Origin of the sequence: Campylobacter canadensis (assembly GCF_013177655.1) — a bacterium.
GTDB lineage: Bacteria > Campylobacterota > Campylobacteria > Campylobacterales > Campylobacteraceae > Campylobacter_E > Campylobacter_E canadensis.
The window spans coordinates 1592700-1618789 of sequence record NZ_CP035946.1; the positions used below are offsets into that span (position 1 = coordinate 1592700).

A 26090-nucleotide genomic window follows, 5' to 3' on the forward strand; every position below is an offset into this window, starting at 1 on the left:
AAATGAATATTATTGAAGGAAAAGTAACTTTAAATGGAGATGAAAGATTTGCAATAATTTGCGCTAGATTTAATTCTTTTATTACTGATAAATTAGTTGAAGGTGCAAAAGATGCCTTTATTCGCCACGGTGGAAATGAAAAAAACTTAGATTTAATTTTAGTTCCTGGTGCTTTTGAATTGCCTTTTGCCTTAAAACAAGCACTTAAGAAAAATTATGATGCTATTGTGGTTTTAGGCGCTGTTATTCGTGGCGATACACCACATTTTGACTATGTTGCAGCTGAATGCACAAAGGGAGTTGCAAACATTACTTTAGCTAATGATATTCCTGTTTCATTTGGTGTTTTAACCACAAACACAACTGAACAAGCAATGGATAGAGCTGGTATTAAAAGTGGTAACAAAGGCTTTGAGGCTATGCTTACAAGTATTGAAATGCTAAATTTAAAGAAGTTGTAATGGCTACTCGTCATCAAGTTAGAAAAAGCATAATTAGTATTTTATATTCTCAAGAATTTGTACAAAATGATAAATTTTTAGAAGATTTTTTAGAAGAACATAAAATAAGAAATGCGATAAAAGATTGGGCAATTGAGTTATACAATGGAATAAATGTTAATTTAAAGGCAATTGATGAAAAAATTGCTTCCTTGCTAGATGGGGAGTTTAATAAATTAGCAAATATGGAAAAAGCTATTTTAAGACTTGGAGTTTATGAATTACTTTATACAAACACAGACAAAGCAATCATAATAAATGAAGCTATTGAACTTGCTAAAGAATATGCAAGCGATAACGCTCCTAAACTTATAAATGGGGTTTTAGATAAGATTAGATAATCTTATCTTTAGCCTATATATAACTTATATTTTTCTAAAAATAATTTTTAATTTACTTTTTATAAGATTTTTAAAGATAAAAACTATAAAATAAAGGTCTAATTTTTAAAAAAGGAGACAAAGTGAAAAAGTTTTTATTAGTAGTTTTTTTAGTAAATTCACTCTTTGCTAAAATCTTAATTCAAGGTGCAATGCCGATAGAAGTTGATACTCTAGTAGCAAATTTAAAAGACAAAAAAGAAACAAAAGTAGCTTCTTATTTATTTTATGAAGGCAAGCTAAACGGTAAAGAAGTAGTAATTCAAAGAACTTTAAAAGGCTTAACAAATGCTGCTGCAGCAACGGCTATTGCTATTGAAAGATTTCATCCTAGCATTATTATTAATCAAGGTACAGCTGGTGCTATTGTTGAAGGCTTAAAATTTGGCACTATTGTAATAGGAGAAAAATTATATAACGCAGGTTCGTATAGAACTGATTTTAGCGAATATACAATAAATCCGCTAGGTCGCCGTCCTATGAAAGGCCCTTTAGAATTATTAGACGATAATAATCAAAAACAAGTAAATGAGTATTTTACATCAGATGAAAAATTAGTAAAAAAAGCTTTAGAATTTGGCAAAAAATATAAAGTGCAAAAGGCAGTTATTGCAAGTGCAGATGCTTTTAATAAAGAACTTTTATGGCTTGCTTACTTAAATAAAACTTACAATGCTAATGTAGAAGAAATGGAAAGTGTTGCAGCAGCACAGGTTGCCTTTGCTTACAAAATTCCATTTTTATCTTTAAGAATTATGTCTGATAATATGGTTGAAAGAGTTGAATACGACCCAAAAATAGCAATTAAATTACAAGAATTTATAATTAAATTTGTAAAAGAATTATAAAAAACAACTTTTAGGCTTAAAAAATTAAGCCTAAAAGTATTTTAAATTTACTATTCTTGCTAACTTTTTTTGTTAATAAAGCTTGAAAGTTTTATTTATAGGCTTTTAAGAGCTTTTAGATTATATAAAAACAAGCTATATCAAGTACAAAATTTACAAAAGGCACAAAATAAATTAATCTTACAATGCCCTTAGATTTTCATACTTTAAGTTTTTAAATAATATTAAAATAAACTTAAAAACACTATTTCTATGAAGTTTCAAGCCATTTTAAAAAAACTTAGTTTAAACTTTAAATTCTATATAAAATAAAGGTAGTTAAAACGCATAAAATAATATTACTTAACATAAAAGCTCCTTGTTATTAATTGCGTTTTAAGAGCTTTTAGCTACTTTGCTTATTAAGCAAAAATTAAAATAGCAAATTCTTTTTTTAGAACTAGCATTAAAAAAATTATTATAAATTAATTTTGCTAGTTTTAAAATTTGTATTAGAAGAATAACTTTAACTGTTTTATACTGATTTAATGATATGAAAACTTTTGAAGTAAATGGGGTGAGTGATGGGAATCGAACCCACGACCCTCAGGACCACAATCTGATGCTCTAACCGACTGAGCTACACTCACCATAAATAAAAGTGGATAAAAAGTGGTCGGGGTGAAAGGATTCGAACCTTCGGCCCCTTGGTCCCAAACCAAGTGCGCTAACCAGACTGCGCTACACCCCGTAAATTAAAAGATGTAATCATACTATATTTTTTGTTAAATGTAAAGAAAAATTTATATTTTTCAAAATATTTTTTTATTTTTGTAATTTTTTCTTTATCTTCAAGGTAGCTAATATAATATTTTAGCGTTGTAGTCATCTTACTATGACCTAATTGATTAGAAATAAATTCCAAAGAATTTGGTACTTTATTTAGCAATAAAGTAGCATAAATATGCCTAGTTTGATAAAAAGTAAAATTATAAATTCCTATACTTTTTAAAATATCATTCCATTTTTTACTAAAACAATCAGCCCTTGTGTAAGCCTTTTTATATTTTGTTACAAAAATCCACTCATCATGGAATTTATATTCTTTGTAAAGCGTCTTTAAAGCATTTAATGCTGGTTTTAATAAATGAATAATTCTAGTTTTTTTATTTTTTGTACTGCTTAATTTGCCAAAAACTATATTCTTGCTTATTATTAAAGTTTCACTTTTAAAACAAACATCGCTCCATTTTAATGCTATTAATTCACCATTTCTAATACCTGTAAAAATGCAAAGTGCAAAAACTTGTTTGTAAAAATGCGGACTTTTATCCAAAATTTCTTTTACTTTATTTAACGGCAAAGCTTTTATTTTACTTAATTCAATATTGTTATTTTTTAATTTAGGTAAAGAAAAATTATCAACAAGTTCATCATCAATTACCGACAGTATCAAGGCTTTAAAATGCGTATAAATATGTGTTTTTGTTTTAAAACATATATTTTTATTGTTTAAATAAATTAAAAAATTTTTACAAAAATCTCTATTTATATGCCTTATTTTGCAATTTTTAATAAAAGGAAAAATATGATTTTTAAATAAATTTGCTACTATTTTTTTAGTTGAATCTTTATTTAACATATTTTGACTTAATAAAAAATCTTGAGCGTAAATAAACAAAGAAGAATTGTTATCTTTTTTATCTTTAAATAAAATTTTTTCTTCTAACTTCTTTAAATTTTGTTTTACATATAATAAATTTTCCTCGTTTGCAACAAGCCCTGTAGATTTGCGAATTCGTCTATTATTAGATGAAAAACTAAGATAAATAATGTTGTTACGAATATACATTCTAACTCCTTTTGTAAAAAAAATTAAAAATATTTATTTTTTTAAGCTAAAAATAATATTTCTAAGCTAGAATACAATTTTTTATTTCAATTTGGACAGATGGGTGAGCGGCTGAAACCACACCCCTGCTAAGGGTGCAGATCTTAATCGGGTCTCGAGGGTTCAAATCCCTCTCTGTCCGCCACTTCTTTTTTTATTATTTTCAGCGCTCGTAGCTCAGCTGGATAGAGCATTTGATTGCGGTTCAAAAGGTCAGGGATTCGAATTCCTTCGGGCGCACCATTTACCACAAATATTTTTATAGTAAATAACTAAAATAACAATTAAAAATGTTTTTGTGCTAGGCTTTTTATAGCACAAAATTTTTAAACTTATTACACTAACTAAAACACAAAAACCAATTAAATCATATTAGTTAAAGATACATAGCACCTTAGCAAATATCAACTTTAACTTATCTTTAATAGCACAACATTTTTCAAAGTATCTAAACATAAATCTTTACCCTACTTACCAATACAATTTAGCTATAATTAAATACTTTTTTATACTTTTCATCTAATTTAATTTTACAAAACTGTAATTAAAAAATTTCATTAAAATATTTTTAAAGGCTAAAATGTTTATATACGATGGAGTAGATAATCTATGCAATAAAGTAGAATATTTTTAAATTTTTATAATATATTTTAATCCAATATTAATTAATAGTATTTTGTATTAGCTTGTAGTGAGCAAATAAAATGATAAAATGAGCATTGAGCTAATTTTATATGCTTTTATCGTGAAATATTTAGCTTTAGAAAAAATAAAATAACACTTAGTATAAACAGGTAAAAACAAGTAATAAACTTAAAAATACATTAAATTAAGTTTTATTTAAGCCGCCAACATCTGCAACATCTGCAACATCTGCAACATCTGCAACATCTGCAACATCTGCAACATCTCCAACATCTCCAACATCTCCAACATCTCCAACATCTCCAACATCTCCAACATCTCCAACATCTCCAACATCTCCAACATCTGCAACATCTCCAACATCTCCAACATCTCCAACATCTGCAACTCTTCACAACCCTTCTAACTATTCACAATGCTATAAAATCAATCTCACACTTTTTTTACTATAAACTTAAAAATATATTAAATTCAGTTTTATTTAAGCTGCAGCCTTCCAAACCTTCCAAACCTTCCAAACCTTCCAAACCTTCCAAACCTTCCAAACCTTCCAAACCTTCCAACCTTCCAAACCTTCCAAACCTTCCAAACCTTCCAAACCTTCCAAACCTTCCAAACCTTCCAAACCTTCCAAACCTTCCAAACCTTCCAAACCTTCCAAACCCTTCCAAACCTTCCAAACCTTCCAAACCTTCCAAACCTTCCAAACCTTCCAAACCTTCCAAACCCTTCCAAACCTTCCAAACCTTCCAAACCTTCCAAACCTTCCAAACCTTCCAAACCCTTCCAAACCTTCCAAACCTTCCAAACCTTCCAAACCTTCCAAACCCTTCGTAATACTGCTAATTTAATCTTGTACTTTTTACTATAAGCTTAAGAATACATTAAATTAAGTTTTATTTAAGTTTGTAGTTAGGGTTGTTGATTGTTTTTTTTGGGGGGGGATAATAAAACCAAAAGAATTTAGAAAAACAAAAATGGTTAAAAAAGGGAGAGATTAATTGTTTTTTTGGTGGTAGTACACTTGTGATGAGATGTTGTAAAAGATATTTTAGGGTATTGATAAGCAGAGTAAAGATTGATTATTGGTAGTAGCGGGGCTAAAAATTGTAGTTAAGGGGTTAGTAAATGTTGGCAAGCCCCATTTCAACCAGTCTAAACCTTCTAACCATTTTAAATCTTCTCAACTCTTCACAATGCTATAATTTTATCTCACGCTTTAGCTATTAGCTTAAAAATACATTAAATTCAGTTTCATTTAAGTTTGTAGTTAGGGTTGTTGATTGTTTTTTTTGGGGGGGGGGTAATAAAACCAAAAGAATTTAGAAAAACAAAAATGGTTAAAAAAGGGAGGGATTAATTATTTTTTTGGTGGTAGTACACTTGTGATGAGATGTTGTAAAAGATATTTTAGGGTATTGATAAGCAGAGTAAAGATTGATTATTGGTAGTAGCGGGGCTAAAAATTGTAGTTAAGGGGTTACAGCCCCATTTCAACCAGTCTAAACCTTCTAACCATTTTAAACCTTCTCAACTCTTCATAATGCCATAATTTTATCTCACGCTTTAGCTATTAGCTTAAAAATACATTAAATTAAGTTTTATTTAAGCTTATAGTTGGAATTATCAATTATTTTTGGTAGTAGTGCTTAAGAATAAATTAAATATTGGTGCTTAATCGTTGATATTAGGCTTAAGGCTTGGTGGTTGTTTAGTTGTAGAAGGATTAAAAGTTGGCGTGATTGAATAATGATTTGTTGTGTTGTGGAGGGGGTGGTAAAAACTGATGATATGCAGTGTAAGAATGGTTGGCTTGTTGTGTTAAAGGGAGCATCAGTAAGTGGAGTAAGAATTGATTGTTGATGTGGTAGAGGGGCTAAAAATTGGTAGGGTTAAATGATGATTTGTACTTAAAAAATATAGTGGATAAAGTTGAGTGTTCTCCAACTCTTCACAACCCTTCTAACTATTCACAATGCTATAAAATCAATCTCACACCTTTTTTACTATTGGCTTAAAGATATATAAATTAAGTTTTATTTAAGCTTATAGTTGGGGTTTAAGATAGATGCTGGGTAGTTGTTTTTTTGGTGGTGGTGGGGGTAAAGTTTAAGTGGTTGGATAGTTGTGCGGAGATAAAAACTGATGATGATATGCAGTGTAAGAACAATTGGCTTGTGTGTTAGATAGAGTATTGCTAAGTGGAGTAAAAATTGATAATTGATAGGGTTGAATGATAATTTGTAATTAAAAAAAGCAGGAGGGGGTAAACTAATGATAAGGTATCATAAAAGAATGTTTATGATATTGCTAAGCAAAGTAAAGATTGATGTTTAGTAGAGCTAAACGATGATTTAATGCGTTAGAATATAAAATCATTTAAATTCTATGTTTATTGAGAATAAATTAAAAATTAGTGCTTAAATGGTGTAAAAATTAAAAAACTAATTTTAATATGAGTCTGCTTATTAAGATGAATTAAAAATTAGTGCTTAGCTAATGCAATAATGATTGCTTTGGCGTGTTAGATGAAATATTTGTAAGCAAAGTAAATATTTATGCTTAGTTGCCTTAAAAGACATTTTATAATGTTAGACTGGACAAGCTAAACTAGCTATTTATAAGCTTCGTAATCTTTGCAATCTTTCAAAGTTTGAAAAAATAAGATTATATAATAAACATAAACTATGCCTATAAATTCGCTAAGTATTTAACAAGATGAAAGAAAGTTTTTAATCTACTGCAAACAAGTTATTTTATTACTAACGCTGCATTTTAAAAAAAATTTTACTTTAAAACTATTGAGCATTTAAAAAATACAAGCTTAAATATAATTAGCACTAAAATATTTAGTGCTAATTTATTATTTTACAAAGCATTAATACATAAAGTCATTTCTTTTATAGCGTCTAAATAAGCTTTTGCACTATCTAAAGAACTAATGCAAGCAACTCCGCATTCACTAGCACTTCTTCTAATTAAAAAGCCGTCGTTTTGAGAATTTGCATTACTTGGGGTATTTATTACCAAATTGATTTTACCCTTGCTTAAATGCTCTAAAATTTCATTATTTTGTGCAAGTTTATTTAGTTTTGTACATTCAAGATTGTTAATTTTAAAATACTTGCTTGTATTATTTGTGGCATAGATTTTAAAGCCTAAAAGTGCGAATTCTTTAGCTAAATATAAAGCATTTGCCTTATTTTTATCATCAATACTAAATAAAACTCCTCCATTTTCTTTTATGCTCATTCCACTTGCGATTAGGGCTTTTAAAAGTGCTTTGTTAGGATTTTTATCACTACTTGCTACTTCTCCTGTTGATTTCATCTCAGGTCCTAAAACAGGGTCAACCAAGCTTAATTTAGCAAAAGAAAACACAGGTGCTTTTACGCTAAAATGTTTTTTATTATGAAAATAAGTTGTTTTATTTAATTTTTCTCCTAACATACAATTAATAGCCATTTTTACTAAATCCATATCATTTGCCTTGCATAAAAATGGCAATGACCTTGAAGCTCTTAAATTAACTTCTAAAACATAAAGTTCATTTTCATAAAGTACAAATTGGATATTCATAAGACCTTTAACATTTAAGCCTTTGCTTAATGCCTTTGTATAATCAATCGCTTTTAAAATTATATTTTTTTCAATGCTAAGTGGCGGGGTGATTGCAATTGAATCTCCACTATGAACCCCTGCTCTTTCAATAAGCTCTAAAATACCTGGTATAAATACATTTTCTCCATCACAAATCGCATCAAGCTCTAGCTCTTTTCCTTCTAGGTACTTATCAATCAATAAAGGTTTTTGAGTGCTTATTTCATCTATGGTTTTAATATAATCATTCATAGCATTCTCATCAACAATAACTCTCATAAACGCACCGCCTAAAACAAAAGAAGGTCTTACAATTACAGGATATTTAATTTCATTTGCTTTAGTTAAAATCTCATCTTTTTTACTTGCATAAGTTGCCTTTGCTTGTTTTATGTTTAATTTATCTAATAATTTTGAAAAATCTTGCCTATTTTCTGCGATATTAATACTCTCTAAGCTAGTGCCTATTATATTTACATTATGTTTTGCAAGCTCGCAAGCAAGATTAATTGCACTTTGCCCACCAAAACTAACAATAACACCAAGTGGCTTTTCAAGCTCAATTATAGGTAAAACATCACTTAAGGTTAATGGTTCAAAATATAATTTATTTGCAATGCTAAAATCTGTTGATAAAGTTTCAGGATTATTATTAATAATAATTGCTTCATAACCTAAGCTTCTTAAAGCCATAATAGCCTTAACGCTAGAATAATCAAACTCAATCCCCTGCCCAATTTTAATAGGACCACTTCCTAAAACTATAATTTTTTTCTTACTCGTGCTTATAATGTTTTCATCCTTGCATTCATCGCTAAAGCTTGAAAAATAGCAAGGAATTTTATTATTATGATTTAAAAGTGGTACTTTATATTTTGCTTTTAGCTTAAAATCTTTTTTACAAATATTTTTTATAAATTCATTGCTAAAACCAATTTGTTTTGCTTTTTTAAACAATTTTTCATCAACTGTATTATTTTCTAATTCTTTTTTTACTTGAGAAATCTTTTTAAATTCATTTAAAAAATACTTATCAATCTTTGATAACTCATAAACTTTTTCAACGCTCATACCAAGTTCAAACGCCCTTAAAATATAATAAATTCTTTCATCGCTCGGATTTTTTATATTTTCTTCAATTTTATTTTCATCAATACTAACTTTATAATCAATACTTCTTAAAGCCTTTAAAAAGCTTTCGCTAAAACTAATTCCAAGCCCCATTGCCTCGCCTGTTGATTTCATTTGAGTTGTTAAGTTCCTGTTAGCATTTTTAAACTTATCAAAAGCAAATCTTGGCATTTTAGTAACAATATAATCAATATTATTATTAAATTCTAAGCAGTTTTGCCCGTTTTCTAAATAAATTTTATCTAATGGTTTTTTTAATGCAATTTGTGCTGCAACTTGTGCTATTGCAAAACTTGTAGCCTTTGAAGCAAGCGCACTTGACCTTGATAATCTTGGATTTATTTCTATAATAAAATATTCTTTTGTTTGTTTATTATAAGCTATTTGAACATTGCAAGAGCCTTTAATATCAGCACTTTTAGCTATTTTTAAAGCCACATTACACATTCTATCAATTTCACTTTTTTCTATACTTAAAATCGGTGCAACCACCATAGAATCACCCGTATGAACTCCTACTGGGTCAATATTTTCCATACCGCAAACTACGATAGCATTATCAAATTCATCTCTTAAAACTTCAAATTCTAATTCGCTAAGCCCTAAAATACTTTGCTCAATTAAGCATTGTTTTATTGGAGAATAAATTAAACCTTCTTTAGTAATTTTAATAAGCTCTTCTTCACTTCTTGCTATTCCACCGCCAAGTCCACCCATTGTATAAGCTGGACGCACAACAACAGGATAAGAATTTTGTTTTGCAAAATTAAGTGCATCTTTAATGCTTGTTGCTATTGTTGAGCTTGGAATTGGCTCATTTATCTTATTCATCAATTCTTTAAAGCTTTTTCTACTTTCAGCTAATTTTATACTTTTTAAGCTTGTACCAATTACTTTTACTTTAAATTCTTTTAAAAGAGCGCTAACTTCAATAGCAATATTTAAAGCATTTTGCCCACCACAAGCAGCAAATAAATAATCAGGTTTGCATTTTCTAATAACCTTGCTTACAAATTCAGCATTTAGTGGTTCTAAATAAATCTCATCAGCTATATTTTTATCAGTCATAATTGTTGCTGGGTTTGAGTTAATTAAAATAACCTTTAAACCTTCTTTTTTAAAAGCTAAACAAGCTTGAACTCCTGCATAATCAAACTCAGCCGCACTTCCTATTACAATTGGACCGCTACCTATTACTAAAACACTTTTTTTCATTCATTCTCCTTATAAACTATTTTTCCATCTACTATTGTTAATATTACTTTTGAATGTAATTTTTCGCCTAAATATGGTGTGTTTTTACTTAAGCTTGGGATTTTATCTTCGCTTAAAATCCATTCTTTGTTTAAATCAATTACACAAATATCAGCAAAACTGCCTTCTTTTAATTCTCCGCATTGTTTTAGATTAAACCTTTTTTTCACATTTGCACTAAAGGCATTTAAGATTGTTTTTAACTTTGTTTTTTTCTTTAAAACCAGCTTTGTATAAAGTAAAGAAAAGGCAAAAGATGAACCAATTATTCCAAAATAAGCCTTGTTAAAACCGCCTTCTTTTTCGTTTTTTGCGTGTGGAGCGTGGTCGGTTGCTATTATTTCAATAGTGCCGTCATTTAAGCCCTTTAATAATTCGTTTTTATCTTCTTTTGCTCTAAGCGGTGGGTTCATTTTATAATTTCCATCATCATTTAAAATATCATCTTCACAACTTACTAAATGATGGGCGCTAACTTCGCCGCTTACATTTGCACCTAAACTTTTAAATAATCTTAATAAATGCACACTTTCTTTAGCACTCATATGACAAATATGATACTTACAAGCTGTTTTGTTTGCTAATAATAAATCTCTTGCAACTTGCACACTTTCACTTTCTGAACTAATTCCTGCTATGTTTAATCTTTTACTTACTTTACCATCATGACAATGCCCATTATTTACTAAATCAAGCTCTTCACAATGACTAATTATTGGAATATTAAGTTCTTTTGCTTCTTGCATTGCCTTTAGCATTAAAGCATTGCTTTTAAGCCCTCTTCCATCATCGCTAAAGGCAAAAATTCTATTTTTAAAATCTTTTAAATTCACTAACTCTTCGCCTTTTTGACCAACAGAAATAGCAGCATAAGGCAAACTTTTAATCACACTTTGTTTTAATAAATCTTCTAAAAGCTCTAAGTTTTGTAAATTATCAATTACAGGTTTTGTATTTGGCATAAGCCCAGCACAAGTAATCCCGCCACAAGCTGAACTTAAACTAGCGCTTAAAATCGTTTCTTTATGAGAATAACCTGGCTCACGCCAATGCTGATGAATATCAATAAAACCAGCACTTACAAGATTGTTTTTGCAATCAATTATATTTTCGTCTTTTTCTTTTATATTTTTTTGAATTTTTACAATTTTTTTGTCCTTTATTAAAATATCGGTTTTAACAAACTTATCATCAATAAAGGCTAAGCAATTTTTAAGTAACATTTTAACCCCTTAAACAATAATCAAGTATTGCCATTCTAGCAAATACACCATTTTTAACCTGAGTATTAATACGCATTTTTTCATGATTAGCTAAATTAGCACATATTTCAACTCCCCAATTTACAGGACCTGGATGCATAATAATTGCATTGTCTTTTAATCTTTTTAGCCTTTGTTCGTTTAATGAAAAATCTTTCATAGATAAATTATTTACATCGCTTTTTTCATGTCTTTCATTTTGCACTCTAAGCATAATTAAAACATCAATTTCATCAATAATCTCATCAAAATCATTAAAAATAAAATCCTTGTTTTGATAAAGTAAAGGAGCACAAAAATATGTTTTTATGCCTAATTTATCAAACATAGCCTTATTGCTCTTTGCAACTCTTGAGTGAGCAATATCGCCTACTATGGCTACTTTTAACCTTGATAAATCTTTAAAATTTTCATAAATTGTAATTAAATCTAAAAGACTTTGAGATGGATGATGATTTTTACCGCTACCTGCGTTTATAATTGGAATATCTAAAGAAAAATCAATTTCATCATCTTTTGTACGAATGATTAAAGCATCAACGCCTAAACTTTCAAAGCATTTGCAAGTATCAAACATACTCTCACCTTTGCTTAAAGATGATGTAGCGCTATCAAAATTAATACATTTTAATCCTAATTTTAATGCAGCCATTTCAAAACTATTTTTTGTTCTTGTTGAATTTTCAAAAAACAAATTAGCAACTATTTTTTCTAGTGGAACAATATTTTTATTTGATTTAAATTCTAAAGCCTTATCAACTAAGTTTAAAAGCTCATTTGTATTTAAATCTTGTATTTTTAAAAAACTTTTCATCTAACCTCCTTGCTCCACGAGCCTAAGGTATAAACGCTGAAAATATATTAATAAAGTTGGAGAATAATTTATAAAGAAAGATAAAAAAATCTGTCAATAATAACAGATTTTTTTTAAAAAAAAATTAATTTTTTAAATTAATTTCAGGCATTTTTTCAATATAAAGACTTTGTGATGGAAAAGCAAAACTTAAACCATTTTTTTCTACTATCTTCATAACTTCTAACATAATTTGTGATTTTGCTTGATAATAATCAATTGAAGCAATATTTTTAATATAAAAATATAACTGAATATTAATACTGCTTGCAGCAAAATCATCTATCCATACATATAAACTTGATTTAAAACCTTCTAAATCATTTACACTAATAATATCTTGTTTGTAATAGTTTTTATGTTTATGATAAAAAACATCATCACTTGAATGAGAAACCAAATCACTATTTAAAAGCATATCATGTAAATCTTTTACTACTTTATCAAGTTGCGCTCTTGAAGCATCATAAGTTACGCCTACGCATAATTTTACTCTTCTTCCGTATTTTCTTTTAGAATAATTTTTAATAGTTCCGCCTAACATTGTTGAATTTGGAATAAAAACTAAGCAGTTATCAAAGGTTCTAATAGTAGTCTTTCTAAGACCTGTTTCTACTATTGTTCCTTCAATAGAGCCAACCTCTATCCAATCTCCTTGAGAAAAAGAATTATCAAAAAGCATTAAAATTGAAGCAAAAAAGTTAGCAATAATGTCTTTAGCAGCAAGTGCAACCGCTAAACCACCTATTCCTAAAGAAGCAACAATAGCGCTAATATCAAAGCCTACCTTTGCTAAAATTATTAAAATTGCAATTATTACAATAATAAAATATATAATTTTCATCATTAAATTAATTACTTCTTTTCTACCGCTTTTTTTAGCTAATTTTGATAGTAAAATAACACCATAACCATTTAAAACAGCAATAATCAACCAAGTAAATAAAATAGTATTGATAATTGCAAAAATCTTAATAATAGCAGGTAAAATCGGTGCTGGATAAAAAGATACTAAAAAACAAAGCCAACAAGCATAAGTATAAAAAATACAAAATAAAGGTTTTGTTAGACTTTCTAAAAAGTGTAAAAATACATCATTTTTTTCTCTTTTAAAAGCTTTTATAACAATGAAAAAAATAATTTTTAAAAAAATATTTTTAAATAAAAATACTAAAATTAAAATTAATATACAAATTGCTATTTTTCCTATATTTAAATATTTTAAAATATTATCTGGAATAAAACCATTAATGTATGAAATAATCTTATTTGCATCTAATTCTTGAAAAATATAATTATTTTGAAAAATATCTGTATTAACCCTTAAATAAGTAAGAATTTCAATTAAACTTTCTACATCTATTTTATTTTCTTCTTTTAATTCAATAGCTTTTAATTTGTTTAAAGTATTATCAATTATGCTTTTTATAGCTGAGGTATTATCTTCTTTATTTGATTTTAAAAAAGTATTTTTTATATCATTTAAACTCTCATAAAAAGATAATTTTGCATTCTTTAAAACTGTATTTTCTTTGCTTTTTTTTAATTGAGTAAATAATTCATTATTTAAGTTATTATCATTTATTTGCACACTAAAAACACTTAAAATTTGATGTTTTGAATTTTCATATTCTTTAATTTCAGCATTAATTTTAAGATTATTTGCATCCTTTGCATCCTCACTTAACAAAGATGATGATTCTTTTATTTTATGATTAATTAAAATCAATTCATCAACGCTTTTTGTAAGTTCGTTTGCATAAATAAAAATAAATACAAACATTAATAATAAAATTTTTTTCATTTTTTCTCCCCCAAAGGCATAAAATGCCCATTTTCTTCACAATATTCAAAAATTTCACCAGTTTGAATTAAAAAATACCAAGCTTTAATACTTAATTTTTTTTCTTCTACCATTTGCCTTACATTAGGATATGTTAAAAGATTGTTGTAAGAATTTATAATATTTGCTTTTTCTATCATCCAAGACCTAAGCCCGTGCTGTCCTTCATAGTGATTTAATTCTAAAGTAAAATCAACTTGTTGCTTTATTTCATCAAGTTGGCTTACCCATTTACTAACATTTGGCAATAATTTTGCTTTTTCTTGGTTTATATCCTTGCAGCCACCACAATTACTATGACCACAAATAACTACATTTTGTACCTTTAAAGCATATAAAGCATATTCAATTGCAGCTGTTGAAGCTAGATATTCATCTTTTATACGATACGGTGGAATAATATTTGCAATATTTCTTACAACAAATAATTCTCCTGGCAAGGTTGAAGTAATTAAATTTGGTAAAACTCTTGAATCAGCACATCCTACAAATAAGGTATGCGGATTTTGCTCTTCTTTTAAATTTTCAAATAGATTTTTATGTTCATTAAATCCTTCTTGCATAAACTGCAATGCACCTTTAATTAACTTATCCATATATCTCCTTTAAAAAAACGAATTATTAAAAAAAAAGTTGAATACAGCATTAACCATATTAGTTATAATTATTCAACGCCTTTGAGCGGAATTTAAAATAAGGAAAAAAATATGAATCTATACGACAGAAGTTATGAAAGTTCTAGCGTTCGTTCAGATGCTGGTGTTTTTGTAAGAGATACTTATATGTATTTTGCATTATCGTTAATAGCAGCGACAATCGGAGCATTTTTAGGTACAACTTATTTAGCACCTGTACTTGTTGGTAATTTAATGGCTAATATTATTATTTTAATAGCTGAAATAGGATTAATTATGTTTTTAAGCAGAATGCAAGTAAGTACTTTAGCTAGTTTTTTATTGTTTGTATTTGCCTTTATTAGCGGCTTAAGCTTAACAAGTATTATTTTTATAACTTTACAAAGTGCTAATGGTGCTACAATTATTGCACAAGCTTTATTTTTAACAACTTTAGCCTTTGCAGGACTTAGCGTATTTGCATTTACAACTAAAAGAGATTTTAGTGTATTTTCAAAAATCGCTTTTATTACTTTAATAGTTGTAATTGGTGCTTCTTTAGTTAATTTATTTTTTCAAAGTAGCTTATTAAATACTATAGTTTCTTGTGTTTGCGCTTTATTATTTAGTTATTTTATTATCTACGATACTCAAATGATTATAAGAGGCGCTTATAGAACACCTATTCAAGCAGCTATAGCTTTATATCTTGATTTTATCAATTTATTTATAAGCTTATTAAATATTTTAAGAAGCGTAAGAGATTAATTTCTAAGCCCTTTATCTAAGGGCTTAATTAAAATTTAAATTTTTAATAATATAATACAAATTTTATTTTTAAAGGAAAACACCCGATGAATACAATTTTTATCATATTACAATTTATTTTAGTGATTATAATTTGTGCTTGTGTTTTAATGCAAAAAAGTTCAAGCATAGGTTTAGGTGCTTACAGTGGTTCAAACGAAAGCTTGTTTGGAGCAAAAGGTTCAGCAGGATTTTTAGCTAAATTTACCTTTATCGTAGGCTTTTTATTAGTATTAAATACCATTTATTTGGGTTATTCATACAATAAGCGTCAAGATTCTTTAGTTGATAAATTAGAAGAATATCAAAATAAAACAATCTTACCAAAATCACAATTACCAGCAAATAATGAAAATAAGGATAAATAATGCTAACTGATATATATACAAAACAAAAAGAAAATAATGAAAAAGCGTGCAATGCACTAAAAAAAGAATTTCAAACAATTAGAAGTGGTAAGGTAAATATATCAATACTTGATAATATTATGGTTGATTATTATGGCAGCCCAACTCCACTTAATCAAGTTGCTAGCGTTTTAGCTACTGATGCAACTACAATCACAATCAACCCTTGGGAAAAAAATATGGTAAAGGTGATTGATAGCGCTATTAAAGCAGCAAATATTGGAGTAAATCCTAATGCTGATGCTGATGGTATAAAATTATTTTTTCCACCAATGACAAAAGAGCAAAGAGAAGAAAATGCAAAAATTGCAAAAGCAATGGGTGAAAAATGCAAAGTAGCAATAAGAAACATAAGAAAAGATGCTAATGATGAGGTTAAAAAATTAGAAAAAGACAAAGTTCTAAGTGAAGATGAAGCAAAAAAAGCTTATGATGAAATTCAAAAAGCAACCGATTTAGCAATCGCAAAAACAGATGAATTAGTAAAAGAAAAAGAAACTCAATTACTAAAAGTATAAATTATGGCAAAAGTTAAATTTGCCACTATTTATGATAGATTTAAGGCAGGTATTATTGATTTATTTATGATAATGATGCCAATTCAGTATTTTTTTACGTACATAATTGCAGGCAGTGCATTTGAATATAGAAGTAGTCAAATGCTAATTGCCTATGCTAGTATTTTTTATATTTTTATACTTATATTATTTTTTTTATTTAAGGCTCAAAGCCCTGGGTATAAATATATGTTTTTACATTTAAGGGCTATTGATGGAAAAAAAGCAAATTTATACCAACTTGTACTAAGATTTATTATATTTTTAATAAGTTTTGCTTTTTTATTTGGAATTGTTTTTCCTTTTTTTAGAAAGGACAACAAATTTATACACGATATATTAAGTAAAACAATTGTTTTAAAGGAGTTAAAATGAATAGAAAAAGAATTTATAATCCACAAAGTAATGAAAACTTAACCGATAGAAGAGTTTTTAACGGTAATCCGCAAGGAATTTTAAATTTCACTAAAGCAAAATATGAATGGGCTTTAAAATTATGGGATTTAATGGAGGCTAACACTTGGTTTCCAAGAGAAGTTGATACTACAAAAGATGCTCTTGATTATAAATGCAATCTTACAAGTAGTGAAAAAAGAATGTATGATTTAGTTTGGAGTCAATTAATATCTATGGATAGTTTTCAAACAAACAATCTTGCTGATAATATAAACCCTTACATTACTGCACCTGAAATAAATGCAGTTTTAGCAAGACAAGCTTATGAAGAGGCAAATCATTCAAAATCTTATGCGGTAATGGTTGAAGCTATTTGTGAAAATACTGATTTAATTTATGAAATGGAAAAACACGACGCAACTTTACGCAAAAAAAATGATTTTATTTCAAGTCTTTATGAAGAACTCGCAGGAGATGTTACTGATGAAAAATTATTATTTGCAATGGTTGCAAATCAAATCTTAGAAGGGATTTATTTTTACAGTGGCTTTACAGCAATTTATGCTCTTGCTCGTGCTGGAAAAATGCTTGGCTCAGCTCAAATGATTAGATTTATTCAAAGAGATGAAATAACCCATCTTTTATTATTTCAAAATATGATTAATTCTGTTCGCAAAGAAAGACCTGATTTGTTTAATGATGCAAATATAGCTAAAATTTATTCAATGTTTGAAAAAGCTGCAGAGCTTGAAATTGAATGGGGTAAATATATAACTCAAAATCAAATTATGGGCTTTACTGATGATATAATTACTGAATATATTCATTATCTAGTAGATCAAAGACTAAGCGCAATAGGACTTGCAAAAAAATACAATGCAAAACATCCTATTAAATGGGTTGATGATTTTTCTAAATTCAATGACCAAAAAAGCAATTTCTTTGAAAGTAAAGTTACAAATTACAGCAAGGGAAGTTTAAGTTTTGATGATTTTTAAAGATAATTTTGAAAGAGAAAAATGTATAGAATTTGCAAATCAAATTAGCAAAGAAGTAAATCTAAGCAAAGAAGTAAAAGAAGCTTTTGCAAATACACCTCGTGAGATTTTTGTGCCAATTAGCGCTAATGCTTATGAGTTATTTGCAGCACCAATACACAAAAATCAATGGATTAGTTCTCCTATAACAGTTGCTAAAATGACTATGGCACTTGAATTAAAAAATGTTGATTGTATTTTAGAAATTGGCTGTGGTACTGGCTATCAAGCTGCATTATTATCTTATTTGGTTCGTAGGGTTTTTTCTCTTGAAAGAATTCAAAGTTTAGCCAATAATGCAATTAAAAATCTAAACGCAATCCAAGCAAAGGTTCAAGTAAGATATGCTGATGGTAATCTAGGCTTTAAAAACTATGCACCTTATGAAAGAATTTTACTTTCTGCATATACAAAAGAAATTCCTGATATTTTATTTGAACAACTTGAAGAAAACGGAATTTTAGTAGCACCAATTGGAGATGAAAACGAACAAGCAATAACAAAATTTACAAAAAGCAAAAATGGAATAAAAAAAGAAATATTAGATAAATGCGTTTTTGTACCTATGCTAAGTGGTTTAGAATAAATGCTAGAATTTTGGCAACATTTTTATGAAAATACTAATGTAGTAGCTTTTGATATTTTTGGTATTAAGGTTCGCTATTATGCGCTTTGTTATATTGTGTCGCTTTTACTTGCCTTATTTATAGCGATGAAAAATGCTAAAGATTTTTCTTTTTCTAAAAAAGAAATAGAAAATTATTTTATTTGGATTGAAATTGGTATTATTTTAGGGGCTAGACTTGGATTTGTGTTTGTTTATAGTGATTATAGATTTTATTACCTTACACATCCTTGGCAAATTTTTAATCCTTTTATGGGAGGTGAATTCGTAGGAATTGCTGGAATGAGTTTTCACGGTGCAGTTTTTGGTGCTTTTGTAGCTAGTTATTTATATGCAAAAAAACATAAAAAAAATTTATTTACTTTGCTTGATTTAGTTGCTTTTAGCGTTCCACTTGCTTATATTTTTGGAAGAATTGGAAATTTTTTAAACCATGAGTTGTTTGGAAGAAGCACTGAAGTTGCTTGGGGTGTTTATGTAGATGGCGTTTTAAGACATCCATCTCAACTTTATGAAGCATTTTGTGAAGGATTATTGGTATTTTTAGTAATTTTATACTTTAAAAAAAGACAAAAATTTACAGGTCAATTAATATGTATTTATGGGATTTCTTATTCTATTGCTAGATTTTTCTGCGAATTTTTTAGAGAACCTGATAGTAATTTAGGTTTGATTACTTTTTATTTATCAATGGGTCAAATTTTAAGTATAATAATGATTTTTATTTGCAGTATTGTTTATTTTAGGAGAAGAAATGAAAGTATTTAGAGTTTTTCATAGCACATTTGCGGTTGTGCTTTGTTGGTTTTTATTTTTTATAAGTTTTTTTGGTTGTGTGTCTTACATAAATGATTACACTAATTATTATATGCAGCCAAGCATTCAAAAAAATCATTCAAAAGAAGTTAGTCTTAATGATTGTATTGATTATGCGCAAAAAGAGTTTAAAGATTATGAGACAATAAATGTTGCAACACCAACTTTTTATAATAATTTATGTGAGATAAATTACTTCAATGCAAACTCAACTAAAGCTGAAAAAAAATCAAACATAGCATACTTTGATGGAGAAGAAAAATATACAAAAACCCCTACCTTAGGTGCTAAATTTTTATTTGGAATGCATTATAAAATTTTTCCTTTTAAAAGCACACAAAGCATTATTGAAGCACTTATTAGCATAGTTGCTTTTTGTATGTTTTTAATTATTCTTAGCGGTTTTTTTATTATTGGTAAGAAAAAAATATTTGAACTAAAAGGAAAAAATCCTTATGCTAAAAATTATGATTTTCATATCTTAGTTGGCACTTTTATTGCGGTGTTTTTAGGCTTTTTATCACTTAGTGGAATTGCTTTAAATTACGCAAAAGACATTGATAAGTTTTTTACAACAAAGGTTCAAAAAAAGCAAAGTAAAGAAAAAGTAAGTGTTGATAATTCTTATATTTTTGATACAAATAAAATATTAGAGTTTTACTCAACAGCAAGCGATAAACTTGGCACAAAAGAGCTAATAATCACACTAAACAAGGCTAAAAAACAAGTTCAAATAAGCCCTATTAAAAATATAAATTCATTAAAATCTTTTAATCAAAGTGCATCAAATAATATAGTTTTTGATGAAGAAAAAATGCTTGAAGATAAAAGTTTTAGTGTAAAAAATAACTCTTTTTGGCAAAGTGTTTATGAGATATCTTTTACTTTTCATAGAGTAAAATTTGCCCCTATTTATTTAAGTTTGCTTTTATTTGCTTGCGGAATTTTAGCTTGCGTATTTATCTATAAAGCAATGCAAATGTATGCAATTAAAAAGAAAAAAGCAAATTATCTAGCCTTAGCAAATTCTGCATTTTTTTCTTGTTTTAATGCAAGTATTGCTTATTTAATAGCAAATAAAATTCTTTCAGCGGATTTAGCAAATAGAGCTTTAATGGAGCAAAGTTTCTTTTATGCAATCTTTGTTTTAAGCTTTGCATTGAGTTTTATTTTTTATAAAAAGCAAAGTATTTTAAATTATTTTAGCATTGCATTACTTGTAATTTTATTGCTTTGTGATTTTATTTTTTCATATTATTCTATTGTAACCGTAGGTTTTAATATAATGTGGATAATATTTATAATATTTTTTGCAAGGAGAAAAAATGGTTTTGTTATTTAATATAATAGCTGCTTTATGCGTATTTTTTAACTATGCTAAAATTGCTTTAGCTATATTTGCAATTAGCTTTATAGCTATGTTTTTCACGCAATCTTTTGCTTTATCTTTTTTACTTTTTGTAGCTTCAATAATATTTTTTGTACCACTTAGCGTTTTATTTAAGGTAAAAAAATGAACTTAAGCCGTGATGAAATTTTTTCAGCTACAGATGTTGCAAGAAATTTCACAACTATTTTAAAAAAAATAGAAACTAATAAAAAGGTTTTTGTTATGAAAAATAATAAATTCCAATGCGTAATGCTAAGTATTAACGAATACGAAAAATTACAAAACGCCTTAGTAGTTCTTGAAGCAATTTATAAAGAAAGAAAAAAACAAAATGGCAAAGATTAAATTAAATGAAATCTCGCTTAGCTATCTTTTAGAAGATGGCTTAGCAAAAAATAATCATACTTGTTTAATCTTGCACGGTTGGGGTGCAAATAAAGAATTTATGAAAGATATTTTTTTAAAACAAGTAAAAAATAATTTTGAAAAAATAATATTTTTAGATTTGCCTGGTTTTGGAAATAGCAATGAGCCTTTAAAAAGCTTTGATAGCTTTGAATGCTTAGATATTGTTGTGGAATTTTTAAATAAAATTAATCTAAATATAAACTGTATTTTAGGGCATTCTTACGGGGCAAAACTAGCAGCACTTTATGCAAGTAAATATAAATTAGATAAATTAATCTTAATTGCTAGTGCTGGTATTGTGCTTAAAAAATCTTTTAAAACTAGATTAAAAATTAAAATTAGCAAGTGTTTAAAAATGCTTAAAATAAATAAAAATCCCTTTATTAGCAAAGATGCTATTAATTTAAGCAAAGTTATGTATGAGAGTTTTAAAAGAGTTGTTGATGAGGATTTTTCTTCTTATTTTTCTTCTATATCTTCTAAAACACTTATTTTATGGGGTAAAGAAGATGATGCAACCAAGCTTCAAGCAGGTAAAATACTACATTCTTTAATAAAAAATTCGTATTTTTTTGAATTTAGTGGTAATCATTTTTTCTTTATTCAAAATGATACATCTTTGATTATTAAAGACTTTTTAAATGATGAATTAAATAATAAAACATTCTAGGAAAACAATGCATTTTAATACTAATGATTTACATATTTTACTGTTTATTTCTTTTGTAATTTTTTGTTCTCCATATATTTCTAAGGTTACAAAATTACCCACTTTAGCAGTAGAAATAATCTTAGGTGCTATTGCTGGAGCATTTGGAATTATTAGTAAAACCCCAGCTTTTGAACTTGCATCTAGCATTGGTTTTTCTTATTTAATGTTTATTGCAGGACTTGAAGTTAGTTTAAGAGATTTTTTTAAGCTTAATCTAAAACAAGTAAAAGAAATTTTATTTTTTTATATAATTTTATATGCTCTTTCAACAATAATTGCATTCATTTTTAATCTTAGTTATATGATTAGTATTATTTTACCTATTATGAGTGTTGGTTTAATTAGTATTTTATATAAAGATTACAAAATAACACCAAACTGGCTGAATTTATCAATGATAAGTGCTGCTTTAGGCGAGGTTATTAGTATTATAATTCTTACTTTAATAAATAGTTTTTCAAGCTCTAGCGATACATTGCAAGTTATTTTATCTGTTTTATATATTTTGTTTTTTTTATGTGTATTTTTATTTATTTATTATATTTTTTCAGTTTTATTTTGGTGGTTTCCTGCTTTAAAAGAAGTAATAGTACCAAATTCAACCGACAAAGCTGAAAGAGATATAAGATTTAGTATATCTTTATGGATTGTTGCTGTTGCACTTGTAATATATTTTGATTTTGAAATAGCTTTAGGAGCTTTTTTAGCTGGAATTTTTATCTCAAGCTTTTTTGGGCATAAAAAAGAGCTAGAACATAAATTAAGCTCATTAGGGCATCCATTTTTAATACCTATATTTTTTATTTTTGTAGGTCTTAGTTTAGATTTTTCTTTACTTAATTTAGAGCTTATTTTACTTTCGCTTTCAATGGTTTTAGCTATGGCTATTACTCGCTTAATTGCTTCTTTTGTATTTTATTCAAGTTTAAAATTAGAATGTATTTTATTAGCTTTTAGTACCTGTATGCCGCTAACTTTATTAATAGCTTTTGCAACCTTAGGACAAAAATTAAAATTGATTGATTCTACTCTTTACATTGCTTTAATTCTTGCTGCATTAATTGAAGGAGTGCTTTTTATGTATTTAATTCCTAAGCTAGCGTTACTAATTGAAACAAAAAGAAAATAAAAATCACATTTTTGATACATTATTACTCATTTATAGATTATGATATAAATATCATTTATAAAAAGGAGTAAAAAATGACTAACAAAGCTAAATTAAGCTATGATGGAAAAGAGTATGAATTTGATGTTTTAGAAGGCACAAGAGGACCAAAGGTTATTAATATGTCTTCGCTTTATTCTCAAACTGGAATGTTTGCACTTGATGAAGGTTTAACCTCTACTGCAACTTGTAAGTCTGAAATAACTTACATAAATGGTGAAGCAGGAGAATTAAGGCATCGTGGTTATGAAATTGAATGGCTTGCTGAAAATAAAACATTCTTAGATGTTGTGCATTTGCTTTTATATAAAGAACTGCCAAGCAAAGAAAGATTAGATGCTTTTAGATATGAACTAAAAAAACGCTCATTTATTCACGAAGGTATGCATAAATTATTTGATGCCTTTCCTGATGATGCTCATCCAATGGCTATTATGCAAGCAAGTGTTGCTGCTCTTTCTACATTTTATCCTGACCATTTAAATATGGATAAACATGAAGATTATATGGAAATGGCTGCAAGAATAATTGCAAAAATTCCTACAATAGCTGCAAGTGCTTATAGATATAAACACGGTTATCCAATGGCTTATCCAAATCTTGATAGAGGTTTTACTGAAAACTTTTTATATATGTTAAGAACATACCCATACGACCATGTTGAATTAAGACCAATTGAGGTTAAAGCACTTGATACTGTATTTATGTTGCACGCTGACCATGAACAAAATGCCTCAACTAGCGTTGTTCGCTCTGTTGGTAGTACTCACGCTCATCCTTATAGCTGTATTTCTAGTGCTATTGGTGCATTATGGGGACATGCGCATGGTGGTGCAAATGAAGGTGTTATTAGAATGCTTGAAATGATTGCTACCCCTGATAGAGTTGATGAATTTATTAAAAGAGCAAAAGATAAAAATGACCCATTTAGATTAATGGGCTTTGGACATAGAGTGTATAAAAACTTTGACCCAAGAGCTAAGGTACTTAAAAAATTAAGAGACCAATTAGTAGATGAAATTGGCATTGATGCAAACTTTATGAAAGTTGCACAAAGAATTGAAGATATTGCTTTAAATGATGAATATTTTGTAAGTCGTGGTCTTTATCCTAATGTTGATTTTCATAGCGGTTTAATCTTAAAAGCACTTGGAATTCCTAATGAAATGTTTGCAGTTTTATTCGTAATAGGAAGAATACCAGGCTGGATTTCACAACTAGTTGAACAAAAAGAAGCTCCGTTAAAAATCGTTCGTCCTCGCCAACTTTATGTTGGAAAATAACTTTTTAAGGCTATTAAAACTAATAGCCTTTTTAAGCAACAAATACAACTTAATAAAAGTAATTTAGTACTTAATTTAGAGATTTTTTAAGCTTTTTAAATCTCATAACAACAACTTAAAATCAACAATCTTTTGCTTTTAAAACTAATTATTCTAAAAATTAAAACTATTTTGCACTAATTTTATTTGATAATTTAAATATATAAATTATTCAATCTAACTGCAAAAGCCTTAGTTTTAATTATGAAAATATAAGGCTATATTTAAATTATATAGCCTTAAAATATTAACTATACATCAAGCTCAATGCTATTTAAAAGCATTTCATCGCCTTTAAGCACCTTAACATTTACGCTAGAACAATGTTTGCATATAAATTCATTTTTTTCCTGAATACAATTTTTAGCACAATCAAAGCAAAATAATTCTAACTCGCACACACTTACATATAATTTTGCTTTATAATAAATACTATTTTCATCTTGCACAAAGGCATTAAAAGCTTCTTTAAAATAATGCTCTTCCACTCCGCTTAATCTACCTAGGCTGACATAAACGGCATTTATTTTTTTTGCATTCTTTTGCTTAGCAATTTTTTCGCATTCATTTAATAAATTATTAACAATAGCCATCTCATGCATTAGCAAATCCTTGGCAATAACTCGCCTTTTGGCGATTGCAAAACGCTTTTTAAGCCATAAGGGCTTTGTAAAATTACCGTAGCTTTATTTTTTTGAACTTCTCCTATTATTCTTGAATTAGGATTAAATTCTTGCAATTTTGCACAAAGCTCTTCAGCCTTATTAGCACTTGCAATGCAAACAAAGGTGCCTTCATTAGCTAAATCATAAGGGCTAAAGCCAAGCAATTCACAAAAAGCAAAAACCTCATCACTTACAATAATTTTTTCTTCTTCAATCAAAAATTCTAAATTACAAGCAAGTGATAGTTCATTTAAAACACTAGCAATTCCACCACGAGTAGCATCTCTTAAACATTTTACTCCGCCTATTTTTAAAATCTGGCTTACCTCATTTATTAGACATTTTGCATCACTTTTTATATTGCATTCAAAATTATTCCTATTTGCCATCACACAAGCTCCGTGCCTTGCAATATCGCCGCTTAAAATAATTTTATCTCCACTTTTAATTTCTTTTGGATTTATCGTATTTGTAAATGCACTAGCATCACCTATGCAAGTTGTGTTTATAAATATTTCATCACACTTACCCTTAGGTAGCACTTTTAAATCACCGCATTTTAATTTAACATTTGCTTGTTTTAGTTCATTTGCAAAAGAATTTAAAATAATTTTTAATTTTTCTTTACTAAAACCTTCTTCTAAAATTAAAGCTAAACTTATATATTTTGGCATAGCACCCATCATTAAAACATCATTTATTGAACCACAAGCTGCTATTTTTCCAATATTTGCTCCGTTAATAAAAATTGGGTTTAAAACAAAAGAATCAGTAGAAAAGGCTATGTTTTTAAAACCATCTTCAACAGCTGCATCATTACTTAAGCCATTTTCTTGCTCTAAAAAAAGATTTTTTAAAACAAAATTTTTTAAAAAATCATCCATTTCATATCCACCGCCACCATAACTTAGTAAAACCATTTTTTATCCTTTTTGTATTTTTTTAAGAATAGTAATTTTTTTTAAATATATACTTATATT

25 protein-coding genes, 4 tRNA genes and 1 pseudogene are annotated in these 26090 nt (G+C 27.8%); 18 read left to right on the forward strand and 12 right to left on the reverse strand.

The genetic code is table 11. From position 1 onward, the window contains the following. The first annotated feature begins 2 nt into the window (after positions 1-2). The 3 genes from ribH (at position 3) to CCANL266_RS07690 (ending at position 1728) form a co-directional block, all read left to right on the forward strand. Positions 3-461, forward strand: coding sequence for a 6,7-dimethyl-8-ribityllumazine synthase (gene ribH, locus CCANL266_RS07680; RefSeq protein ID WP_172233666.1), 459 nt, complete (start codon positions 3-5; stop codon positions 459-461). Continuing rightward, on the forward strand, positions 461-841 hold the full coding sequence (nusB, locus tag CCANL266_RS07685; RefSeq protein WP_172233669.1) for a transcription antitermination factor NusB: 381 nt from the start codon (positions 461-463) through the stop codon (positions 839-841). Before ribH ends, nusB begins: the two co-directional genes overlap by 1 nt. Positions 842-963: 122 nt before the next feature. Continuing rightward, positions 964-1728, forward strand: a complete 765-nt coding sequence (locus CCANL266_RS07690; RefSeq protein ID WP_172233672.1) for a 5'-methylthioadenosine/S-adenosylhomocysteine nucleosidase family protein — start codon at positions 964-966, stop codon at positions 1726-1728. A gap of 552 nt (positions 1729-2280) precedes the next feature. Here CCANL266_RS07690 and CCANL266_RS07695 read toward each other — a convergent pair. The 3 genes from CCANL266_RS07695 to CCANL266_RS07705 form a co-directional block, all read right to left on the reverse strand. Next, a tRNA-His gene (locus tag CCANL266_RS07695) sits at positions 2281-2357 on the reverse strand. A 23-nt stretch (positions 2358-2380) separates the two neighbouring features. Beyond that, a tRNA-Pro gene (locus CCANL266_RS07700) sits at positions 2381-2458 on the reverse strand. After that, positions 2435-3559, reverse strand: a complete 1125-nt coding sequence (locus CCANL266_RS07705) for a tyrosine-type recombinase/integrase (protein WP_172233675.1) — start codon at positions 3557-3559, stop codon at positions 2435-2437. Before CCANL266_RS07705 ends, CCANL266_RS07700 begins: the two co-directional genes overlap by 24 nt. A gap of 93 nt (positions 3560-3652) precedes the next feature. On the opposite strand from CCANL266_RS07705, the gene CCANL266_RS07710 reads away from it, so the two are divergent. Next, a tRNA-Ser gene (locus CCANL266_RS07710) sits at positions 3653-3743 on the forward strand. A gap of 21 nt (positions 3744-3764) precedes the next feature. Then, positions 3765-3841, forward strand: a tRNA-Arg gene (locus CCANL266_RS07715). A gap of 597 nt (positions 3842-4438) precedes the next feature. On the opposite strand, the gene CCANL266_RS07720 is transcribed toward CCANL266_RS07715, so the two are convergent. From CCANL266_RS07720 to CCANL266_RS07750, 7 genes and pseudogenes are all read right to left on the reverse strand, one after another. After that, on the reverse strand, positions 4439-4630 hold the full coding sequence (locus tag CCANL266_RS07720; RefSeq protein WP_172233678.1) for a hypothetical protein: 192 nt from the start codon (positions 4628-4630) through the stop codon (positions 4439-4441). Positions 4631-4724: 94 nt separating this feature from the next. Then, entirely contained in the window at positions 4725-5060 is a 336-nt protein-coding gene (locus CCANL266_RS07725; RefSeq protein WP_216657292.1) for a hypothetical protein, read from the reverse strand. Positions 5061-7111: 2051 nt separating this feature from the next. Further along, positions 7112-10189, reverse strand: coding sequence for a carbamoyl-phosphate synthase large subunit (carB, locus tag CCANL266_RS07730; RefSeq protein WP_172233681.1), 3078 nt, complete (start codon positions 10187-10189; stop codon positions 7112-7114). Beyond that, positions 10186-11451, reverse strand: coding sequence for a dihydroorotase (locus CCANL266_RS07735; protein WP_172233684.1), 1266 nt, complete (start codon positions 11449-11451; stop codon positions 10186-10188). The genes carB and CCANL266_RS07735 overlap by 4 nt, the downstream gene beginning before the upstream one ends. A gap of 1 nt (position 11452) precedes the next feature. Beyond that, positions 11453-12304, reverse strand: a complete 852-nt coding sequence (locus CCANL266_RS07740) for an aspartate carbamoyltransferase catalytic subunit (RefSeq protein WP_172233687.1) — start codon at positions 12302-12304, stop codon at positions 11453-11455. Between the two features lie 124 nt (positions 12305-12428). Further along, positions 12429-13226 (reverse strand): annotated as a pseudogene (locus tag CCANL266_RS09860) (mechanosensitive ion channel family protein); the annotation flags it as partial. Between the two features lie 917 nt (positions 13227-14143). Further along, positions 14144-14782: a carbonic anhydrase gene (locus tag CCANL266_RS07750; RefSeq protein WP_172233693.1), complete on the reverse strand. Its 639-nt coding sequence runs from the start codon at positions 14780-14782 to the stop codon at positions 14144-14146. A 111-nt stretch (positions 14783-14893) separates the two neighbouring features. Between CCANL266_RS07750 and CCANL266_RS07755 the strand changes: the two genes are divergently transcribed. From CCANL266_RS07755 to CCANL266_RS07815, 13 genes are all read left to right on the forward strand, one after another. After that, complete coding sequence (locus CCANL266_RS07755; protein WP_172233696.1) at positions 14894-15568, forward strand: Bax inhibitor-1/YccA family protein; 675 nt, start codon at positions 14894-14896, stop codon at positions 15566-15568. Between the two features lie 86 nt (positions 15569-15654). Continuing rightward, positions 15655-15975, forward strand: a complete 321-nt coding sequence (gene secG / locus CCANL266_RS07760) for a preprotein translocase subunit SecG (RefSeq protein WP_172233699.1) — start codon at positions 15655-15657, stop codon at positions 15973-15975. Further along, the gene (frr, locus tag CCANL266_RS07765) at positions 15975-16532 is read left to right on the forward strand and encodes a ribosome recycling factor (protein ID WP_172233702.1); all 558 of its coding nucleotides are present in this window, start codon (positions 15975-15977) and stop codon (positions 16530-16532) included. Before secG ends, frr begins: the two co-directional genes overlap by 1 nt. 3 nt (positions 16533-16535) lie before the next feature. Further along, positions 16536-16946 (forward strand): RDD family protein, encoded by a 411-nt coding sequence (locus tag CCANL266_RS07770; protein ID WP_172233705.1) that lies wholly within the window; start codon positions 16536-16538, stop codon positions 16944-16946. Continuing rightward, the gene (locus CCANL266_RS07775; protein ID WP_172233708.1) at positions 16943-17965 is read left to right on the forward strand and encodes a ribonucleotide-diphosphate reductase subunit beta; all 1023 of its coding nucleotides are present in this window, start codon (positions 16943-16945) and stop codon (positions 17963-17965) included. Before CCANL266_RS07770 ends, CCANL266_RS07775 begins: the two co-directional genes overlap by 4 nt. Continuing rightward, positions 17955-18590, forward strand: coding sequence for a protein-L-isoaspartate(D-aspartate) O-methyltransferase (locus CCANL266_RS07780; protein WP_172234433.1), 636 nt, complete (start codon positions 17955-17957; stop codon positions 18588-18590). The genes CCANL266_RS07775 and CCANL266_RS07780 overlap by 11 nt, the downstream gene beginning before the upstream one ends. Next, complete coding sequence (gene lgt, locus CCANL266_RS07785) at positions 18591-19397, forward strand: prolipoprotein diacylglyceryl transferase (protein WP_172233711.1); 807 nt, start codon at positions 18591-18593, stop codon at positions 19395-19397. Continuing rightward, positions 19384-20787 (forward strand): PepSY-associated TM helix domain-containing protein, encoded by a 1404-nt coding sequence (locus CCANL266_RS07790; RefSeq protein ID WP_172233714.1) that lies wholly within the window; start codon positions 19384-19386, stop codon positions 20785-20787. Before lgt ends, CCANL266_RS07790 begins: the two co-directional genes overlap by 14 nt. Then, positions 20771-20962: a hypothetical protein gene (locus tag CCANL266_RS07795; protein WP_172233717.1), complete on the forward strand. Its 192-nt coding sequence runs from the start codon at positions 20771-20773 to the stop codon at positions 20960-20962. Before CCANL266_RS07790 ends, CCANL266_RS07795 begins: the two co-directional genes overlap by 17 nt. After that, complete coding sequence (locus tag CCANL266_RS07800) at positions 20959-21180, forward strand: type II toxin-antitoxin system Phd/YefM family antitoxin (RefSeq protein ID WP_172233720.1); 222 nt, start codon at positions 20959-20961, stop codon at positions 21178-21180. The genes CCANL266_RS07795 and CCANL266_RS07800 overlap by 4 nt, the downstream gene beginning before the upstream one ends. After that, the gene (locus CCANL266_RS07805) at positions 21167-21913 is read left to right on the forward strand and encodes an alpha/beta fold hydrolase (RefSeq protein ID WP_172233723.1); all 747 of its coding nucleotides are present in this window, start codon (positions 21167-21169) and stop codon (positions 21911-21913) included. Before CCANL266_RS07800 ends, CCANL266_RS07805 begins: the two co-directional genes overlap by 14 nt. Before the next feature lie 7 nt (positions 21914-21920). After that, the gene (locus CCANL266_RS07810; RefSeq protein WP_172233726.1) at positions 21921-23084 is read left to right on the forward strand and encodes a cation:proton antiporter; all 1164 of its coding nucleotides are present in this window, start codon (positions 21921-21923) and stop codon (positions 23082-23084) included. A 74-nt stretch (positions 23085-23158) separates the two neighbouring features. After that, the gene (locus CCANL266_RS07815; protein ID WP_172233730.1) at positions 23159-24406 is read left to right on the forward strand and encodes a citrate synthase; all 1248 of its coding nucleotides are present in this window, start codon (positions 23159-23161) and stop codon (positions 24404-24406) included. Between the two features lie 290 nt (positions 24407-24696). Here the strand turns inward: CCANL266_RS07815 and CCANL266_RS07820 are convergent, their stop codons facing one another. Both CCANL266_RS07820 and hypE read right to left on the reverse strand, forming a co-directional pair. Continuing rightward, complete coding sequence (locus tag CCANL266_RS07820; RefSeq protein WP_172233733.1) at positions 24697-25047, reverse strand: hydrogenase maturation nickel metallochaperone HypA/HybF; 351 nt, start codon at positions 25045-25047, stop codon at positions 24697-24699. Further along, positions 25047-26030 (reverse strand): hydrogenase expression/formation protein HypE, encoded by a 984-nt coding sequence (gene hypE, locus CCANL266_RS07825; RefSeq protein WP_172233736.1) that lies wholly within the window; start codon positions 26028-26030, stop codon positions 25047-25049. The genes CCANL266_RS07820 and hypE overlap by 1 nt, the downstream gene beginning before the upstream one ends. Positions 26031-26090: the final 60 nt, after the last annotated feature.

Coding starts and splice junctions, on each gene's coding strand:
- CCANL266_RS07815 (WP_172233730.1), top strand. CDS start 23,159: ATGACTAACAAAGCTAAATTAAGCTATGATGGAAAAGAGTATGAATTT.
- CCANL266_RS07810 (WP_172233726.1), top strand. CDS start 21,921: ATGCATTTTAATACTAATGATTTACATATTTTACTGTTTATTTCTTTT.
- CCANL266_RS07800 (WP_172233720.1), top strand. CDS start 20,959: ATGAACTTAAGCCGTGATGAAATTTTTTCAGCTACAGATGTTGCAAGA.
- CCANL266_RS07780 (WP_172234433.1), top strand. CDS start 17,955: ATGATTTTTAAAGATAATTTTGAAAGAGAAAAATGTATAGAATTTGCA.
- CCANL266_RS07795 (WP_172233717.1), top strand. CDS start 20,771: ATGGTTTTGTTATTTAATATAATAGCTGCTTTATGCGTATTTTTTAAC.
- CCANL266_RS07820 (WP_172233733.1), bottom strand. CDS start 25,047: ATGCATGAGATGGCTATTGTTAATAATTTATTAAATGAATGCGAAAAA.
- secG (WP_172233699.1), top strand. CDS start 15,655: ATGAATACAATTTTTATCATATTACAATTTATTTTAGTGATTATAATT.
- CCANL266_RS07775 (WP_172233708.1), top strand. CDS start 16,943: ATGAATAGAAAAAGAATTTATAATCCACAAAGTAATGAAAACTTAACC.
- CCANL266_RS07790 (WP_172233714.1), top strand. CDS start 19,384: ATGAAAGTATTTAGAGTTTTTCATAGCACATTTGCGGTTGTGCTTTGT.
- carB (WP_172233681.1), bottom strand. CDS start 10,189: ATGAAAAAAAGTGTTTTAGTAATAGGTAGCGGTCCAATTGTAATAGGA.
- lgt (WP_172233711.1), top strand. CDS start 18,591: ATGCTAGAATTTTGGCAACATTTTTATGAAAATACTAATGTAGTAGCT.
- CCANL266_RS07805 (WP_172233723.1), top strand. CDS start 21,167: ATGGCAAAGATTAAATTAAATGAAATCTCGCTTAGCTATCTTTTAGAA.
- CCANL266_RS07740 (WP_172233687.1), bottom strand. CDS start 12,304: ATGAAAAGTTTTTTAAAAATACAAGATTTAAATACAAATGAGCTTTTA.
- frr (WP_172233702.1), top strand. CDS start 15,975: ATGCTAACTGATATATATACAAAACAAAAAGAAAATAATGAAAAAGCG.
- nusB (WP_172233669.1), top strand. CDS start 461: ATGGCTACTCGTCATCAAGTTAGAAAAAGCATAATTAGTATTTTATAT.
- ribH (WP_172233666.1), top strand. CDS start 3: ATGAATATTATTGAAGGAAAAGTAACTTTAAATGGAGATGAAAGATTT.
- CCANL266_RS07705 (WP_172233675.1), bottom strand. CDS start 3,559: ATGTATATTCGTAACAACATTATTTATCTTAGTTTTTCATCTAATAAT.
- hypE (WP_172233736.1), bottom strand. CDS start 26,030: ATGGTTTTACTAAGTTATGGTGGCGGTGGATATGAAATGGATGATTTT.
- CCANL266_RS07755 (WP_172233696.1), top strand. CDS start 14,894: ATGAATCTATACGACAGAAGTTATGAAAGTTCTAGCGTTCGTTCAGAT.
- CCANL266_RS07750 (WP_172233693.1), bottom strand. CDS start 14,782: ATGGATAAGTTAATTAAAGGTGCATTGCAGTTTATGCAAGAAGGATTT.
- CCANL266_RS07770 (WP_172233705.1), top strand. CDS start 16,536: ATGGCAAAAGTTAAATTTGCCACTATTTATGATAGATTTAAGGCAGGT.
- CCANL266_RS07735 (WP_172233684.1), bottom strand. CDS start 11,451: ATGTTACTTAAAAATTGCTTAGCCTTTATTGATGATAAGTTTGTTAAA.